The sequence below is a fragment of the Paraburkholderia sp. CI2 genome (genome assembly GCF_014201055.1).
GTDB lineage: Bacteria > Pseudomonadota > Gammaproteobacteria > Burkholderiales > Burkholderiaceae > Paraburkholderia > Paraburkholderia tuberum.
This window is the reverse complement of the sequence record NZ_JACHDL010000010.1, coordinates 208,074-224,150: the sequence shown is the minus strand read 5'-3', so window position 1 is coordinate 224,150 and position 16,077 is coordinate 208,074. Positions and strand designations below refer to the sequence as shown.

15 protein-coding genes are annotated in these 16,077 nt (G+C 64.7%); 10 read left to right on the top strand and 5 right to left on the bottom strand.

Annotated features, from left to right (window positions below):
- Positions 1 to 303: 303 nt before the first annotated feature.
- From queC to HDG32_RS16635, 5 genes are all read left to right on the top strand, one after another.
- On the top strand, positions 304 to 1,035 hold the full coding sequence (gene queC, locus HDG32_RS16655) for a 7-cyano-7-deazaguanine synthase QueC (protein WP_184069007.1): 732 nt from the start codon (positions 304 to 306) through the stop codon (positions 1,033 to 1,035).
- Positions 1,036 to 1,089: 54 nt separating this feature from the next.
- Positions 1,090 to 1,722: a 7-carboxy-7-deazaguanine synthase gene (gene queE, locus HDG32_RS16650; RefSeq protein ID WP_184069004.1), complete on the top strand. Its 633-nt coding sequence runs from the start codon at positions 1,090 to 1,092 to the stop codon at positions 1,720 to 1,722.
- 9 nt (positions 1,723 to 1,731) lie between these two features.
- Complete coding sequence (queD, locus tag HDG32_RS16645; protein WP_184069061.1) at positions 1,732 to 2,187, top strand: 6-carboxytetrahydropterin synthase QueD; 456 nt, start codon at positions 1,732 to 1,734, stop codon at positions 2,185 to 2,187.
- A 191-nt stretch (positions 2,188 to 2,378) separates the two neighbouring features.
- Complete coding sequence (locus HDG32_RS16640) at positions 2,379 to 3,161, top strand: HpcH/HpaI aldolase/citrate lyase family protein (RefSeq protein ID WP_184025828.1); 783 nt, start codon at positions 2,379 to 2,381, stop codon at positions 3,159 to 3,161.
- Between the two features lie 29 nt (positions 3,162 to 3,190).
- On the top strand, positions 3,191 to 3,892 hold the full coding sequence (locus HDG32_RS16635) for a tetratricopeptide repeat protein (protein ID WP_409340037.1): 702 nt from the start codon (positions 3,191 to 3,193) through the stop codon (positions 3,890 to 3,892).
- 83 nt (positions 3,893 to 3,975) lie between these two features.
- On the opposite strand, the gene rodA is transcribed toward HDG32_RS16635, so the two are convergent.
- The 5 genes from rodA to HDG32_RS16610 form a co-directional block, all read right to left on the bottom strand.
- Positions 3,976 to 5,124 (bottom strand): rod shape-determining protein RodA, encoded by a 1,149-nt coding sequence (rodA, locus tag HDG32_RS16630; protein WP_184025834.1) that lies wholly within the window; start codon positions 5,122 to 5,124, stop codon positions 3,976 to 3,978.
- Between the two features lie 10 nt (positions 5,125 to 5,134).
- Positions 5,135 to 7,510 (bottom strand): penicillin-binding protein 2, encoded by a 2,376-nt coding sequence (gene mrdA / locus HDG32_RS16625; protein ID WP_184068997.1) that lies wholly within the window; start codon positions 7,508 to 7,510, stop codon positions 5,135 to 5,137.
- A 79-nt stretch (positions 7,511 to 7,589) separates the two neighbouring features.
- Complete coding sequence (mreD, locus tag HDG32_RS16620) at positions 7,590 to 8,102, bottom strand: rod shape-determining protein MreD (protein ID WP_090802227.1); 513 nt, start codon at positions 8,100 to 8,102, stop codon at positions 7,590 to 7,592.
- The gene (gene mreC / locus HDG32_RS16615) at positions 8,099 to 9,235 is read right to left on the bottom strand and encodes a rod shape-determining protein MreC (RefSeq protein WP_184068994.1); all 1,137 of its coding nucleotides are present in this window, start codon (positions 9,233 to 9,235) and stop codon (positions 8,099 to 8,101) included. The genes mreD and mreC overlap by 4 nt, the downstream gene beginning before the upstream one ends.
- A 155-nt stretch (positions 9,236 to 9,390) precedes the next feature.
- Positions 9,391 to 10,434 (bottom strand): rod shape-determining protein, encoded by a 1,044-nt coding sequence (locus HDG32_RS16610; protein WP_004189550.1) that lies wholly within the window; start codon positions 10,432 to 10,434, stop codon positions 9,391 to 9,393.
- 372 nt (positions 10,435 to 10,806) lie between these two features.
- On the opposite strand from HDG32_RS16610, the gene gatC reads away from it, so the two are divergent.
- The 5 genes from gatC (at position 10,807) to HDG32_RS16585 (ending at position 16,054) form a co-directional block, all read left to right on the top strand.
- Positions 10,807 to 11,106, top strand: coding sequence for an Asp-tRNA(Asn)/Glu-tRNA(Gln) amidotransferase subunit GatC (gene gatC, locus HDG32_RS16605; RefSeq protein WP_184068991.1), 300 nt, complete (start codon positions 10,807 to 10,809; stop codon positions 11,104 to 11,106).
- A gap of 158 nt (positions 11,107 to 11,264) precedes the next feature.
- Complete coding sequence (gene gatA, locus HDG32_RS16600) at positions 11,265 to 12,752, top strand: Asp-tRNA(Asn)/Glu-tRNA(Gln) amidotransferase subunit GatA (RefSeq protein WP_184068988.1); 1,488 nt, start codon at positions 11,265 to 11,267, stop codon at positions 12,750 to 12,752.
- Positions 12,753 to 12,757: 5 nt separating this feature from the next.
- Positions 12,758 to 14,233 carry an Asp-tRNA(Asn)/Glu-tRNA(Gln) amidotransferase subunit GatB gene (gatB, locus tag HDG32_RS16595; RefSeq protein ID WP_184060899.1) on the top strand — a complete coding sequence of 492 codons (1,476 nt, stop codon included), beginning with the start codon at positions 12,758 to 12,760 and terminating at the stop codon, positions 14,231 to 14,233.
- Positions 14,234 to 14,376: 143 nt separating this feature from the next.
- Positions 14,377 to 15,216, top strand: coding sequence for a PPK2 family polyphosphate kinase (locus HDG32_RS16590; protein ID WP_184068985.1), 840 nt, complete (start codon positions 14,377 to 14,379; stop codon positions 15,214 to 15,216).
- A 52-nt stretch (positions 15,217 to 15,268) separates the two neighbouring features.
- Positions 15,269 to 16,054, top strand: coding sequence for an exodeoxyribonuclease III (locus HDG32_RS16585; RefSeq protein WP_184025852.1), 786 nt, complete (start codon positions 15,269 to 15,271; stop codon positions 16,052 to 16,054).
- Positions 16,055 to 16,077: the final 23 nt, after the last annotated feature.

Sequence of the window (16,077 nt, the reverse complement as noted above, 5' to 3'; positions counted from 1 at the left end):
CGCGTGGGGCAGCTGGCGTCGGCGACATTCGGTGTCGCGTGATAAAATCGCGCCAGTTCAAGGACTTGCATGCAGGCGTCGCACGCGGTCGTGCACCGCGCGAATGCAGTGCCGAGCATGTCGCACCGAAGCACCCAATCCTTCGCCCGACGATCGGCGGTATAAGCGCCCAGTCACGTTCCCGCGCAACGCGCGACCTATACTGCTTTGGGCCGGCACAGTGCCGGCACACGTCGCGCCGCGTTGCTTGCATGGCGCACCTCGCGCAGCGCGACGTGGCACTCTCATTCACGGAGTATCACGGTGATCCGCAAAGACGCTAAGCGTAGCGCGCTCGTGCTGTTTTCCGGCGGCCAGGATTCTGCCACGTGTCTCGCGTGGGCGCTCGACCGTTACGACACGGTCGAAACGGTCGGCTTCGATTATGGTCAGCGTCATCGTGTCGAACTCGAATGCCGCGAAGGATTCCGTCAGGCCGTCGCGCGTGCGTTTCCGGCGTGGGCCGATCGTCTCGGCGACGATCACACGATCGACCTGTCGCTGCTCGGCGCGATCAGCGACACCGCGATGACGCGCGAGATCGAAATCGAAGCCACGGCCAATGGGTTGCCGAACACGTTCGTGCCGGGCCGCAATCTGATGTTCATGACGATCGCCGCGGCCATCGCGTATCGGCGCGGTTTGCAGGTGCTGGTCGGCGGGATGTGCGAGACGGACTTCTCGGGCTACCCCGATTGCCGCGACGACACGATGAAGGCGCTGCAGGTCGCGCTGAATCTCGGCATGGACGCGCGCTTCGCGCTGGAGACGCCGCTGATGTGGCTCGACAAGGCCGACACGTGGCGCCTCGCGCGCGAGCTCGGCGGCGACGCATTGGTGGAACTGGTGCGCGTCGAGACGCATACCTGCTACGTCGGCGAACGGGCCGAGTTGCACTCATGGGGCTTCGGCTGCGGCGAATGCCCGGCATGCCGGTTGCGCAAACGTGGCTATGAGGCCTACCTCGCCGGAGAAAAAGTCACCGAGCCGGTCTGACGGCTCGCGCGAGAGCGCCCATCATTGATTCAGGAACACAGGACAGAAAGCAGCATGACGTACGCGGTCAAGGAAATTTTCTACACGTTGCAGGGCGAGGGCGCGAATGCCGGGCGGCCGGCCGTGTTCTGCCGTTTCGCGGGCTGCAATCTGTGGTCCGGCCGCGAAGAGGATCGTGCGGAGGCCGTCTGCCGTTTCTGCGACACCGACTTCGTCGGCACCGACGGCGAGAACGGCGGCAAGTACCGCACACCTGACGACCTGGTCGCGATGATCGCGTCGCAATGGCCGCAGGGCGAGGGCGAACGCTTCGTCGTGTGCACCGGCGGCGAGCCGATGCTGCAGATCGATCAGCCGCTCGTCGACGCGCTGCACGCGGCCGGCTTCGAGATCGCGATCGAGACCAACGGCTCGCTGCCGGTGCTCGACACGATCGATTGGATCTGCGTGAGCCCGAAGGCCGACGCGCCGCTCGTCGTGACGAAGGGCAACGAACTGAAAGTCGTGATCCCGCAGGACAACCAGCGCCTCGACGACTACGCCAAGCTCGACTTCGAGTATTTCCTCGTCCAGCCGATGGACGGCCCGTCGCGCGACATCAACACGAAGCTCGCGATCGACTGGTGCAAACGTCATCCGCAGTGGCGCCTGTCGATGCAGACTCACAAGTATCTGAACATTCCCTGATTTGCCGTGCTGACGATTACCCGAAAACTCGAATTCGACGCGGGCCACCGCATTCCCGATCACCGCAGCCAGTGCCGTAATCTGCATGGCCATCGCTACGTGCTCGAAATCACGCTGCAAGGCGATCTGGTCGACACCGAAGGCGCGCCCGATCGCGGCATGGTGATGGACTTCGCCGACGTGAAGTCGCTCGCCAACGAGCACCTGGTCGACAAGTGGGACCACGCGTTTCTCGTCTACGAAGGCGACACGCAGGTGCGTGACTTCCTCGACAGCATGGCGGGTCACAAGACGGTCGTGACCGATCGCATTCCGACCGTCGAAAACCTCGCCGCGATTGCGTTCGACATTCTCGCGAACGTCTACGACGCGCACTACGGCGTGAACCTGCGCCTGCACAAAGTGCGTCTGTACGAGACGCCGAATTGCTGGGCCGAGGTGGTCCGCGACTCGCTTCCCACCTGAATCCACGCCCCGCCACGCGAACGAACTCTCGCGTTATTGTCACGGTATGATCGTTCCGACCAACACACGGAGCGAGACATGCCGGTCACCGCATCGCGTCGCAGCAGGCAACGAGGCCGTCAGCGCCCCGGTGCCTGCCTGATCCACTATCTGGCCCCGCTTCGCATTGCAAACCTGCGCGAGGCCAGCCGATGAGCACCTTCACCAACTCCCTCAAACAACGTCTGAAGGACAACGCGCCGCTGATCGGGCTGTGGTTGTCGCTCGGCAGCGAGGCCGCCGCGGAAGCACTCGCGCACGCCGGCTTCGACTGGCTGCTGATCGACATGGAGCACGCGCCCAACGATAGCGGCGGCGTCGAGTCGCAATTGCGCGCGATTGCCGCCGCCCATCTGCCGAGCGAGCCGGTGGTGCGGGTGCCCGCGAGCGAGCCGTGGCTCGTCAAGCGCGTGCTCGACGCCGGCGCGCGCACGCTGATGTTCCCGAACATCGAATCCGCCGAAGACGCGGCACGCGCCGTGCGGCTCACCCAATATCCGACCGCCGAGGCGCTCGACGGCCTGCGCGGCGTCGCGGGCGTCGTGCGCGCGGCCGGTTACGGCATGCGGCGTGATTACGTGCAGACGGCCAACGCACAGATCGCGACGATTGTGCAGATCGAATCGGCGCGCGGTCTGCGGGAGGTCGAGCAGATCGCGGCGACGCCGGGCGTCGATTGCGTGTTCGTCGGGCCGGCCGATCTCGCCGCGAGCCTTGGTCATCTCGGCGACGCGAAACACGCGGACGTGCAGGCGGCGATGGCGCGTATCGTCAGCGCGGCGGACAAGGCCGGCATTGCCGCCGGCATCTTCGCGATGGACGTGGCGAGCGCGCGGCAGCATCGCGACGCCGGTTTTCGCTTCGTCGCGCTAGCCGCCGACGTGATCTGGATGTTGCGCGCGACGCGCCAGGCATTACAGGAGGTGAGGTCATGAACGGCACAGTGCAGGGGGGCGCCGGGCGGATGATCACGCGAGTGACCGCGCAAGTGACCATGGCGGCGGCGCTGCTCGCGACTGGGGCGTGGAACGCCGCGTATGCACAGGATCGCGTCGCCAAGGCGAACGATCCGCAGACGCAATCCGCGGTGGCCGACTACAACGCCGGCAACCTTGGCGCGGCGCTGAGCGAATTCCGCCAGGCCGCCGAGCGCGGCAGCCGGCTTGCGCAGTTCAACTACGCGATGATGCTGCTCAACGGCGAAGGCACGCCGGTCAACGTCGACGAAGGCAAGAAGTGGCTGCGCAAGGCCGCCGACGCGAACATGTCGCACGCGCAATACGTGTACGGCAAGATGTACGACGATGGCGAGTTCGTCGAGCGCGATCCGGTGGAGGCGCATCGCTGGTTCATGAAGGCGGCCGCGCAGGGCCATGTGCAGGCGGAGCTCGCGCTCGCGAATCAGTTCCTCGACGGACGCGGTACCGAGCGTGACAACAAGCAGGCGTTCGTCTGGTACAAGAAAGCGGCGCAGGGCGGCGACATGACCGCGCAGTACGTGACCGGCTCGTTCTACGAGCGTGGCGGCGATGGTGTCGACCGGAATCTGAATGTGGCGCGCGCGTATTACGCTGCCGCGGCGGCGCAGGGCGATCCGGCCGCGCGCCTGAAGTATCAGCAGTTGAGCGCGCAGCTGCGCGATCAGAAGGAAGTGAAGCCGCAGTAATGAAGCAGCAATAAAGCAACAGGGCGCTCGCAACGAGCGCCCCTTTTTTGCATTGTCGTTTGCTGCGTGCCGCTAGCTACGGGTTAGCTCTGCATCAACCGCTTCTGTCGCGCGACGCTCATGATCAGCCCGATCGCGACGCCCAATGTAGTCAGCGCGGTGCCACCGTAACTCATGAACGGCAACGGCACGCCGACCACCGGCAGAATCCCGCTCACCATGCCGATATTGACGAACGCGTACGTGAAGAATGCCATCGTCAACGAGCCGGCCAATAATCGCCCGAACAATGTCGCGCCGTTGGCCGCGATGTAGAGCCCGCGCGCGATCAATAGCATGTACAGCGTGAGCAGCACGATTCCGCCTGCCAAACCGAACTCTTCCGAAAACACCGCGAAGATGAAGTCGGTGTGCTTCTCGGGGATGAACTCCAGATGCGCCTGCGTACCCTTCAGCCAACCCTTGCCGAGCGGGCCGCCCGAGCCGATCGCGATCACCGCTTGAATCGTGTGGAAGCCTTTGCCGAGCGGGTCCGAGGTCGGATCGAGCAGCGTGCAGATGCGGTGCTTCTGGTAGTCGTGCATCAGCGGCCACTGCACTTCGGGCTGACAGATCTTGTCCTGGAACGCCGCGATCGACGCAACCGCAATCACGGCCGCGATCAGCACCGGCACGATCAGCTTGAAGCTCAGCCCCGCGAAGTAAATCACGAACAGGCCGGCCGCGAACACGAGCACGGCCGTGCCGAGGTCGGGCTGCTTCGCGATCAGGCCGACCGGCACGATCAGGATCACGAAGCCGACCAGGTAGTCGTACCAGCGCATCACGCCTTCGCGGCGCTGGTAGTACCAGGCGAGCATCAGCGGTGTGGCGATCTTCATGATTTCCGATGGCTGGATCACCACGCCGACGTTGATCCAGCGCTTCGCGCCCTTGCGCGTAAGGCCGAACATCGCGACCGCGACCAGTAGCGCGATCCCGAACGCGTAGAGCGGGACCGCGAAGCGCATCAGCGTATTGGGCGGCACATTGGCGAGCCCCCACATCAGCACGAAGGTGAGCAGGATGTTGCGCAACTGGTCTTCGACGCGGCCCGGCATGTCGAGTGTCGCGCTGTACAGCGTGACGATGCCGACGCACAGCAGCAGAAACACGATCAGTGCGAGCGGACGGTCGAAGCCTACGAACATCCGCTTGATGCGCTCGAGCCAGGCGCGCTTGTCGAATTGCATGCCTTTCTCCTTATTCGTCGATGCCGCCGGCGGCCGGCTGGCGCGGCGACGCGCCCTGGAAGCTGTCCTCGCGCGATGGTGCCGCTACGGTCGGCGCCGGCTCGCTTGCCGGACGGGGTTGGTGCGGGGCGCCGGACGTACGCGACGCAGATTTCTTTGCCGCGGACGAAGCCGATGCCGGCTTCGCCGCCGAGGCCGCGCGCGCTGCGGTGGCCGAAGCCGCTGCCGGCGCGCTGGCCGGCACCGTTGCCGCCGCGCCAGCCGACGCCGCCACCGGCGCAGACGCGCCATTCGCGCCCGAAGCCGCAACGGCCGCCGACGCACCCGAGGCCGCCGCGGCAGCCGCCGCCCCAGGCATCGGCAGTGCCGTAAAGCCCGCCGCAATCTTGAGCGAGTGAGCGCTCTCATGCGAGGCCGGCGTATCGCCGACCTGCGGCGCGGATGCTTCGAGCGTGGTCGATGCCGCTACCGCGACGGCCGCTTCTTCAGCGCCGGGCTTGTTCTTGCCGACCAGGTAATAGTCGAGCACCCTGCGCGCGATCGGACCGGCCGCCTCCGCGCCCCAGCCGCCGTTTTCGACGACCAGCGCGAGTGCGATCTTCGGTTGATCGGCCGGCGCGAAGGCGATGAACAGCGCGTGATCGCGCAAATTCTCGGCAACCGCGTGACCTTTGTAGTTCGCGCCTTGCAGCGAGTACACCTGGGCGGTACCGGTCTTGCCGGCCGCCTGATATGGCGCGCCCGCGAACACTTTGGCCGCCGTGCCGTTCGTGACCACGCCTTCCATCGCGCGCTTGATGAAGTCGATGTCCTGCTGCTTGACCGCGATCTTGTCGCTCGGATCGCGCACCACCGGCCGCGTGTCCTTCGTGATCGGATTCTCGATGTCGCGCACGAGGTGCGGCTTCATCACGACGCCGTTGTTCGCGAGCGTTGCGGTGGCATGGGCCAGCTGCAGGATCGTGAACGAGTTGTAGCCCTGGCCGATGCCGAGGCTGACCGTTTCGCCTTCGTACCACTTCTGCTGCTCGGGGCGGCGGTACGCGTGGCGCTTCCAGTCGGTCGACGGCAGGATGCCCTTCGCTTCGCCGGCGATGTCGATGCCGGTGATCTGCCCGAAGCCCCACGGCTTCATGAAGTTGGCGATGTTGTTGACGCCGAGATCGTGCGCGAGCATGTAGAAGTACGTGTCGTTCGACACGACGATCGCGCGGTTCATGTCGATCCAGCCTTGGCCCGAGCGCACGTCGTTGCGGAACGTGTGGCCGCCGAACGTGTAGTAACCGGGGTCCTGGAAGCCCCAGCTCGGCGTGCGCTTGTGCAGCGTCAGCGCGGCGAGCGCCATGAACGGCTTGTAGGTCGAGCCCGGCGGATAGGTGCCGTGCAGCGGCCGGTTCAGGAGAGGATGGTCGGGCGAGTTGTTCAGTTCGTCCCAGGTCTGCTGGTCGATGCCGTCGACGAAGGAATTCGGATCGAAGCTCGGCGCCGACACGAACGCGAGCACGTCGCCGGTGGACGGCTCGATCGCGACGAGCGCGCCGCGGTGTCCGGCGAACGCCTGCTCGGCGACCTGCTGAAGGCCGATGTCGAGCGACAGCACGAGGTTGTTGCCCGGCGTCGCCTGGGTGCGCGACAGCGTACGCACCGGGCGGCCGCCCGCCGTCACCTCGACTTCCTCGAAACCGGTCTGGCCGTGCAGCTCGGTCTCGTAGCTCTGCTCGACGCCGATCTTGCCGATGTAATCGGTGCCCTTGTAGTTGTTCGCGTCAAGACGCGGATCGTAGTGGTCCGGGTCGCTGTCGTTCTGATCGCTGGCGTCGTCGATGCGGTCCTGGTCGCGTTGCGAAATCCGTCCGATGTAGCCGATCACGTGCGCGGCGGTCGGCCCGAGCGGGTACTGGCGGAACAGCCGCGCGCGCACTTCGACGCCAGGGAAGCGGAAGCGCTGCGCGGTGAAGCGCGCGACTTCGTCGTCGGTCAGCCGCGTGCGGATCGGCAGACTTTCGAAGTTCTTCGAGTCTTCCTGCAGCTTCTTGAAGCGGCGACGGTCGCGCGCATCGATCGACACGACGGCGGCGAGGTTGTCGATCACGTTATCGAGCGTGTCGTTCAGCTTCGACGGGGTGATTTCAAGCGTATAGGCGGAGTAGTTCTTCGCGAGCACGACGCCGTTCCGGTCGGTGATGATGCCGCGGTTCGGCACGATCGGCGCGACGGAGATGCGGTTTTCATCGGCTTGCAGCGAGTACTTGCTGTAGTGCCAGACCTGCAGGAACAGGAAGCGGAAGCCGATCAGCCCGAAGCAGACAAACACGAACAGGCCCGCCGCCGCGACGCGCAGGCGGAATTTCGTGAGCTGCTGTTGAGTGTCCTTGAATTCGGTCATGCGATTCTGCAAAAGGCCGGCATGCGGCCATCAAGAGTGTGCGCCCAAACTGGCCGTGGCCGGTGGGCCCGATGCGGGATCAAATGGGGCGCGTATCGTCCGGGTCGGCGGGGCGGCGCTGCGGCATCAGCAGCAAGATGCTGGCGACCGGCCACAGCGCCGCTTCGACGAAACCGTCGATCAGATAACTCCAGCCCGGAAACGCCGCGCCGGTCAACAACCGGATCACGAACGGCACCAGTTGCGCGACGACGAGCAGCGGCATCACCGCGAACATTTGCACGCCGAGCGACATCCACAGCACGCGGCGGTGAATCGTGATCGCGCCGTACGACAGCAGCGTGTAGGCGAGCGCGTGCTCGCCGAGCAGGCTCGCGTTGTGCACGTCCATCAGCAGACCGAGCAGAAACGCGATGCCCATGCCCACCTTGCGCGGCTGATGGACATTCCAGAACAGCAGCACGAGTGCGACGAAATCGGGCACGCCGGCGAGACGCCCCCACGGCATCAGGTTCAGCAGGAACGCGGAAGCGAGGCTGAACGCGATGAAGTACGGGTTGACGGGCTGCAGGATGTATTGCGGGCGATTCATGGCTGAGCCCCCGGCTCGGCTTGCGGCTTCACGTTCTTCGCGGCGGCCGGCTTTTCGGCTTTTCTGTCGGCTGCGGGCTTTTCGGACTTCTTGTCGGCCGCAGCTTTGCCCGGCGCCTTTTCCACGGGTTTGGCTGCGGGCTTTTCGGTCGGCGCTTTGTCGGCGGCGTTCCTGTCGGCTGGCCTGGCGGCGGATTTGTCCGCCGCGCCCTTGCCGTCCGCTGCTTTGGCGCCCTTCTTCGCTTTCGCTTCCTTCGCGACGGTTGCCGCGTCGGGTTCGTCCGCCGGGCGCGGCGGCGCGTTGTTCTGGACGTGCAGCACGAGCACCTGACGCGCACCGCGCACCGCGGCGACCGGCAGACTGACTACGCGCGCAAACGCGGTGTCGGCCTGCTTGTCGACGCGCACGACCTTCGCGACCGGCAGCCCCGGCGGATACACGCCGTCGAGGCCGCTCGTGACGAGCTCGTCGCCGGTCTGGACGTCGGCGCTGATCGGCACGAAGCGCAGATCGAGCGTGTCACCCTTCGGCGTACCGTAGATCACGCTGCGCAAGCCGGTGCGCAGAATTTCGACCGGCACCGCCTGGTCCTTGTCCGTCAGCAGCGTGACTTCGGCCTGCAGCGGGAACACCCGTGTGACCTGGCCGATCACGCCATCTTCGTCGACGACCGGCGAGCCGTTCTGGATGCCTTGCTGCGCGCCGCGTCCGATCACGACCTTCTGCGTGAACGGATCGCGCGTGTCGTACTGGATTTCGGCGGGCAGCGATTGCGTGGTGAGGCTCTGCGACAGTTGCATCAGCGCGCGCAGATGGCCATTTTCGGCGGCGAGCGACGCGGCCAGATTGGCCTGCTGCGACAGCCGCAGATCCTTCGCGCGCAGCTTCGCGTTCTCGTCGCGTAGCGTGGCGCTCGTCACGGCGAGGTCGGCGGCGCCCATGAAGATGTCGCGCGGCACGAGCGCTGCGCGCTGCAAAGGATAAAGACCCGCGCCGAGCACGCCGCGGACGATTTCGAGCGTCTGGAAGCGAGCATCGGAGATCAGCAGGGCGAGCGCCAGCACGACGAAGAACACCAGTCGGGCCAGAGCGGAGGGGCCTTGCTTGAACAGGGGCGGCGGACTGTATTCCATGGTCGGCGCCGGGGGCGTGAGCGGTTGGGTGAGACGGCGACGCGCAAGGCGCGCGCGGTCAGCGCGCGGAGGCTGGTCGGCCCAGCCAACGACAAAGCGGCCCACAAGGGGCCGTGTGCCAGATCCGCGCTACTGACATGGGAGGAAGGGCTCGCTTACTCGTACGAGAAGATGCTGCCGAGCTTGTCCATGCGTTCGAGCGCCATGCCCGAGCCGCGCACGACGCAGGTCAGCGGGTCTTCGGCGACGAGCACCGGCAGGCCGGTTTCTTCGGCGAGCAGGCGATCGAGGTCGCGCAGCAGCGCGCCACCGCCGGTCAGCATCATGCCGCGCTCGGCGATGTCCGCGCCGAGTTCCGGCGGCGTCTGTTCCAGTGCGATCTTCACCGACGACACGATCTGGTTCAGCGGATCGGTCAGCGCTTCGAGGATTTCGTTGCTGGAGATCGTGAAGCTGCGCGGAATGCCTTCCGACAGATTGCGGCCCTTCACTTCCATTTCCTTGACTTCGGAGCCAGGGAACGCGGAGCCGATTTCCTTCTTGATCGCCTCGGCGGTCTGCTCGCCGATCAGCATGCCGTAGTTGCGGCGGATGTAGTTGACGATCGCTTCGTCGAACTTGTCGCCGCCGACGCGCACCGAGCCCTTGTACACGATGCCGCCGAGCGAGATCACGCCGACTTCTGTCGTGCCGCCGCCGATGTCGACGACCATCGAACCCGTTGCTTCCGACACCGGCAGGCCCGCGCCGATCGCGGCAGCCATCGGCTCTTCGATCAGATACACCTGCGAGGCGCCCGCGCCGTGCGCGGCTTCCTTGATCGCGCGACGCTCGACCTGGGTCGAACCGCACGGCACGCAGATGATGATGCGAGGCGACGGCGAGAACATGCGCGATTCGTGAGCAGTCTTGATGAACTGCTTGATCATCTGCTCGGTGACGGTGAAGTCGGCGATCACGCCGTCTTTCATCGGGCGGATCGCCTCGATGTTGCCCGGCACCTTGCCGAGCATCTGCTTGGCTTCCTTGCCGACTGCCTGAATGGTCTTCTTGCCGTTGGGGCCGCCTTCCTGGCGGATCGACACGACCGACGGTTCGTCGAGAACGATGCCCTTGCCGCGCATGTAGATAAGGGTGTTGGCGGTGCCGAGGTCAATCGCCAGATCGTTGGAGAAGTAGCTGCGCAAAAAACCGAACATTCAAAATCCTGTCTCGCTGGGGGCCGGGCCTCGCACCGTATGCGTAGGGCGGCAGCGGAAAAATAACAGCTTCAACCGGGCGGTAGCGACGCCACATGAACTTGAAGCCGCGGGGGAGTCTACCGGAGGCCGTTGCAAAGCCAGGGCGGAAAGCGCCGGACGTTCTTGGAATTGTCCGTAAGGCCTTGGTAAGTCGGTCCGGGTTTGGGTCGAACGCGTAATGATACCTTATAATTTTGGATGTTTTGAAGGAAACGGAGCGCACATTTTGTCATTGCCGCTCCTTTTTCTGGATTGTCCTATCTTGTCGTAACCCGCTGTTACAACGCGACTTTTTAACTGTTGTGACATTCCACCCTTTCCGGTGACTGCATGGCTCTGACCCTGACCGATGTAAAACGCATCGCGCATCTCGCGCGACTCGAACTGGCCGATGCCGACGCCGAGCACACGCGTGCCCAGCTCAATGATTTTTTCGGCCTCGTCGAGCAGATGCAGGCGGTCGATACCACCGGCATCGCGCCGCTTGCCCACCCGATCGAGCAGATCGAAGACGTCGCGCTGCGTCTGCGTGACGACGTCGTCACGGAGACGGTCGAGCGCGAGGCTTTCCAGCGCCCCGCGCCGGCCGTTCAGGACGGCCTGTACCTCGTGCCGAAGGTGATCGAATAAGACCCGCCCGGCAGACCCCGGGTCTGGCGTCGGCGCGAGCCTCCGTGGTCCAGACGCGCGTCCTCGCCGCGAACCTTGCCGGGCCGGTCTGCCGACGGGCAACCGAACGCCTCCACGGCGGCGTGACCACGCTGCCGCGCTTTCCAGGATAAAACGCAATGCATGAAAAAAGTTTGAGCGAACTGCGCGCCGCGCTCGCGGCCAAGGAATGCTCCGCAGTCGAACTGGCGCAGCTGTACCTGAAGCGGATCGACGCGGCCAATAGCCTGAACGCGTTCATTCAGGTCGATCCGGAACTGACGCTCGCGCAGGCGAAAGCCGCTGACGCGCTGCTGCACACGGGCCATGCGGGCCCGCTGGTCGGCCTGCCGATTGCGCACAAGGACGTGTTCGTCACGAAGGGCTGGCGCTCCACGGCCGGCTCGAAGATGCTCGCGAACTACGAAAGCCCGTTCGACGCGACCGTGGTCGCGCGTCTGCAGAACGCCGGCATGGTGTGCGTGGGCAAGACCAACATGGACGAGTTCGCGATGGGTTCGTCCAACGAGAATTCGTATTTCGGCGCCGTGCAGAATCCGTGGGACCGCAAGGCCGTGCCGGGCGGTTCGTCGGGCGGCTCGGCTGCCGCCGTGGCCGCGCGTCTCGCGCCCGCCGCGACCGGCACCGACACCGGCGGCTCGATTCGCCAGCCGGCGTCGTTCTCGGGCATCACCGGCATCAAGCCGACGTACGGCCGGGTGTCGCGCTACGGCATGATCGCGTTCGCGTCGTCGCTCGACCAGGGCGGCCCGATGGCGCAAAGCGCCGCGGACTGCGCGACGCTGCTCAACGCGATGGCCGGCTTCGACGAGCGCGACTCGACGAGCCTCTCGCACGAGCGCGAGGACTACACGCGCTATCTCGGCAAGTCGTGGCAGGACGGCGGCACGGACAAGCCGCTCGCCGGTCTGCGCATCGGCCTGCCGAAGGAGTATTTCGGCCCCGGTCTCGCCGACGACGTGCGCGCGTCGATCGACGCCGCCTTGAAGCAGTACGAAGCGCTCGGCGCGACGCTCGTCGAGGTGTCGCTGCCGAAGACCGAACTGTCGATCCCGGTCTACTACGTGATTGCGCCGGCCGAAGCATCGTCGAACCTGTCGCGTTTCGATGGCGTGCGGTTTGGCCATCGCGCGGCCGAGTACCGCGATCTGCTCGACATGTACAAGAAGTCGCGCGCCGAAGGCTTCGGCCCGGAAGTGAAGCGCCGCATTCTGGTCGGCACCTACGTGCTGTCGCACGGCTACTACGACGCGTACTACCTGCAGGCGCAGAAGATCCGCCGCATCATCGCGCAGGACTTCCAGCAAGCGTTCAAGCAGTGCGACGTGATCATGGGACCGGTCGCGCCGTCGGTGGCGTGGGACATCGGCGCGAAGGGCGACGATCCGGTGCAGATGTATCTGGCCGACATCTATACGCTGTCGGTGAGCCTCGCCGGCCTGCCGGGCATGAGCGTGCCGTGCGGTTTCGGCGCGGGCGCGAACGCGCAGCGTCCGGTCGGTCTGCAGATCATCGGCAACTATTTCAACGAAGCCCGGATGCTGCAGGTGGCCGACGCGTTCCAGCGCTCGACCGACTGGCACCGTCAGGCACCGGCAGGAGTGTGAGCACTATGACCAAACAATGGGAAGTCGTGATCGGTCTGGAGACCCACACGCAGTTGTCGACGCATTCGAAAATCTTCTCGGGCACCGCGACCCAATTCGGCGCCGCGCCGAACACGCAGGCGAGCCCCGTCGATCTGGCCTTGCCCGGCACGCTGCCGGTGATGAACCGCGGCGCGGTCGAACGCGCCATTCAGTTCGGCCTCGCGATCGGCGCAACGGTGGCGCCGCGCAGCATCTTCGCGCGCAAGAATTATTTCTACCCGGACCTGCCGAAGGGCTACCAGATCAGCCAGTACGAAATTCCCGTCGTGCAGGGCGGTCAGGTGACGATCCAGGTGCCGGCCAATGAAAAGGCGGGCAAGGAAGCGTACGAGAAAACCATCAACCTGACGCGCGCCCACCTCGAGGAAGACGCGGGCAAGTCGCTGCACGAAGACTTCGCGGGCATGACCGGCATCGACCTGAATCGCGCCGGCACGCCGCTGCTCGAAATTGTCACCGAGCCGGAAATGCGCAGCGCGGCCGAGGCCGTTGCCTACGCGAAGTCGCTGCACACGCTCGTCGTGTGGCTCGGCATCTGCGACGGCAACATGCAGGAAGGCTCGTTCCGCTGCGACGCGAACGTGTCGGTGCGTCCGGTCGGCCAGAAGGAATTCGGCACGCGCACCGAGACCAAGAACCTGAACTCGTTCCGCTTCCTCGAAGAAGCGATCCAGTACGAAGTGCGTCGCCAGATCGAACTGATCGAAGACGGCGGCACGGTGGTGCAGGAAACGCGTCTGTACGATCCGGACAAGCGCGAGACGCGTTCGATGCGCAGCAAGGAAGACGCGCATGACTACCGCTATTTCCCCGACCCCGACCTGATGCCGCTCGTGATCGACGCCGCGTGGGTCGAGCGCGTGAAGAGCGAGATGCCGGAACTGCCGGAAGCGATCCAGCGGCGCTTCGTGTCGCAGTACGGACTCACGCCGTACGACGCGAACGTGCTGACCTCGAGCAAGGCGACGGCCGCTTACTACGAAGCGGTGGTCGCCAAGTTCGGTGCGGCCAACGCGAAGGTCGCGGCGAACTGGGTGATGGGTGAAGTGTCGTCGCAGCTCAATCGCGAAGGCCTCGACATTGCCGCGTGCCCGGTCTCGGCCGCGCAGCTCGCGCTGGTTCTGCAACGTATTGCCGACGGTACGATCTCGAACAAGATCGCGAAGGAAATCTTCCTCGCGATCTGGGAAGAGAAGGCCACCGACGAAGCCGCCGCCGATCGCATCATCGAGGCGAAAGGCTTGAAGCAGATTTCGGACACCGGCGCGCTCGAAGCGATCATCGACGAAGTGCTCGCCGCTAACCAGAAGTCGGTCGACGAATATCGCGCCGGCAAGGAAAAGGCGTTCAACGCGCTGATCGGCCAGGCGATGAAAGCAACCAAGGGTAAGGCCAACCCTGCTCAGGTCAATGAATTGCTCAAGAAGAAGTTGTCCTGAGTTGAAGTGCCGCGGGCCGGGCGTGATCGCGCCCGTGTCACCACGGGCCGTTGCCGGATCGAAGCAGGGCAACGGCCCGTTTTATTTTGCGGACCCGCTTCAGCCGGTTAAGCGTAGGTAAGCGTAGACCTTGGAGTGTATGCATGACAAAGCAACCCGATCTCGACGATTTCCGCGTGCCGTATTTCGACGACGGCAAGAAAAAAAACCACTTCTCGCTCGACCATTTCGATCCGAAGGCGAAGCCGTTTTCGAGCGGCTCGAAAGACGCTGACCGCGCGCGTCTGTCGGAAGTAGGCCTGCTGCTCGACAACCTGCAGGAGCGGTTGCACGCGCAGCGCACGCGCCGCGTTCTGCTAGTGCTGCAAGGCATGGACACGAGCGGCAAGGACGGCACGATCCGCGCGGTATTTCACGAAGTCGATCCGCTCGGCTTGCGCATCGTGCCGTTCAAGGCGCCGACGCCCGTCGAACTCGCGCACGACTTCCTGTGGCGCGTGCATTCGCAGGCACCCGCGGCCGGCGAGTTGACGATCTTCAACCGCAGTCACTACGAAGACCTGCTCGTGCCGACCGTGCTGGGCGCGCTCGACGCCGCGGCGTTCCAGCAGCGGTGCCGCCACATCCGTCAGTTCGAGGAGATGCTCGCCGACAGCGGCGCGACGATTCTCAAGTGCATGCTGCACATTTCAAGGGACGAGCAGCGTGTGCGTTTGCAGGAGCGCATCGACGATCCGCTGAAGCACTGGAAATTCGACGTGTCGGATCTCGAAGCGCGCAAGCAGTGGGACGCTTATCAGTCCGCGTATCGCGACACACTGGCCGCGACGTCGACCGAATACGCGCCGTGGTACGTGATTCCGGCCGAGTCGAAGACGCATCGCAACGTGATGGTCGCCGAACTGCTGCTGCGCACGCTCGACGCGCTGAAGCTCGAATATCCGCCGGCCAAGGAATCGCTGAAGGGCGTCAAGGTCGAGTGAACGCGGCCTTGCCCCTTGGCTTCAGAAACGAATCGAACAAAAGAGGAAAGACATGTTGCGTGTGATTACCGCCAACCTCAACGGCATCCGCTCGGCGGCGAAGAAGGGCTTTTTCGACTGGTTCGGCGAACAGGGCGCCGACGTGCTTTGCGTGCAGGAAATCAAATGCTCGCAGGATGATATGACGCCGGAGTTCATGGCGCCGCATGATTTCACCGGCTATTTCCAGCATGCGGTAAAAAAGGGTTATAGCGGCGCGGGCGTCTATACGCGTCATGAGCCGGACGAAGTGGTCATCGGCTTCGGCAGCGAGGAGTTCGACCCGGAAGGGCGCTACGTCGAGCTGCGTTTCGGCAAGCTGTCGGTGGTCTCGGTGTATGTGCCGTCGGGGTCGAGCGGCGACGAGCGCCAGCAGGCCAAGTTCCGTTTCATGGACGAGTTCATGCCGCATCTCGCCGAACTGGCGAAGGAGCGCGAGGTGATCGTGTGCGGCGACGTGAACATCGTGCACAAGGAAATCGACATCAAGAACTGGAAGAGCAACCAGAAGAATTCGGGCTGCCTGCCCGAAGAGCGCGCATGGCTCGACAAACTGTTCGACGAAGTCGGTTATGTGGACGTGTTCCGCACGCTCGACCAGCGGCCCGAGCAGTACACGTGGTGGAGCAATCGCGGTCAGGCGTATGCGAAGAACGTCGGGTGGCGGATCGATTACCAGATCGCGACGCCGGGCATCGCAAGCAAGGCGAAGCGCACCGACGTGTTCCGCGACATCAAGTTCAGCGACCATGCGCCGCTGACCGTCGACTACGACCATAAGGTCAAGATCAAGAAGTAAGCAAGGCGCGGCGCTTGAGCGCG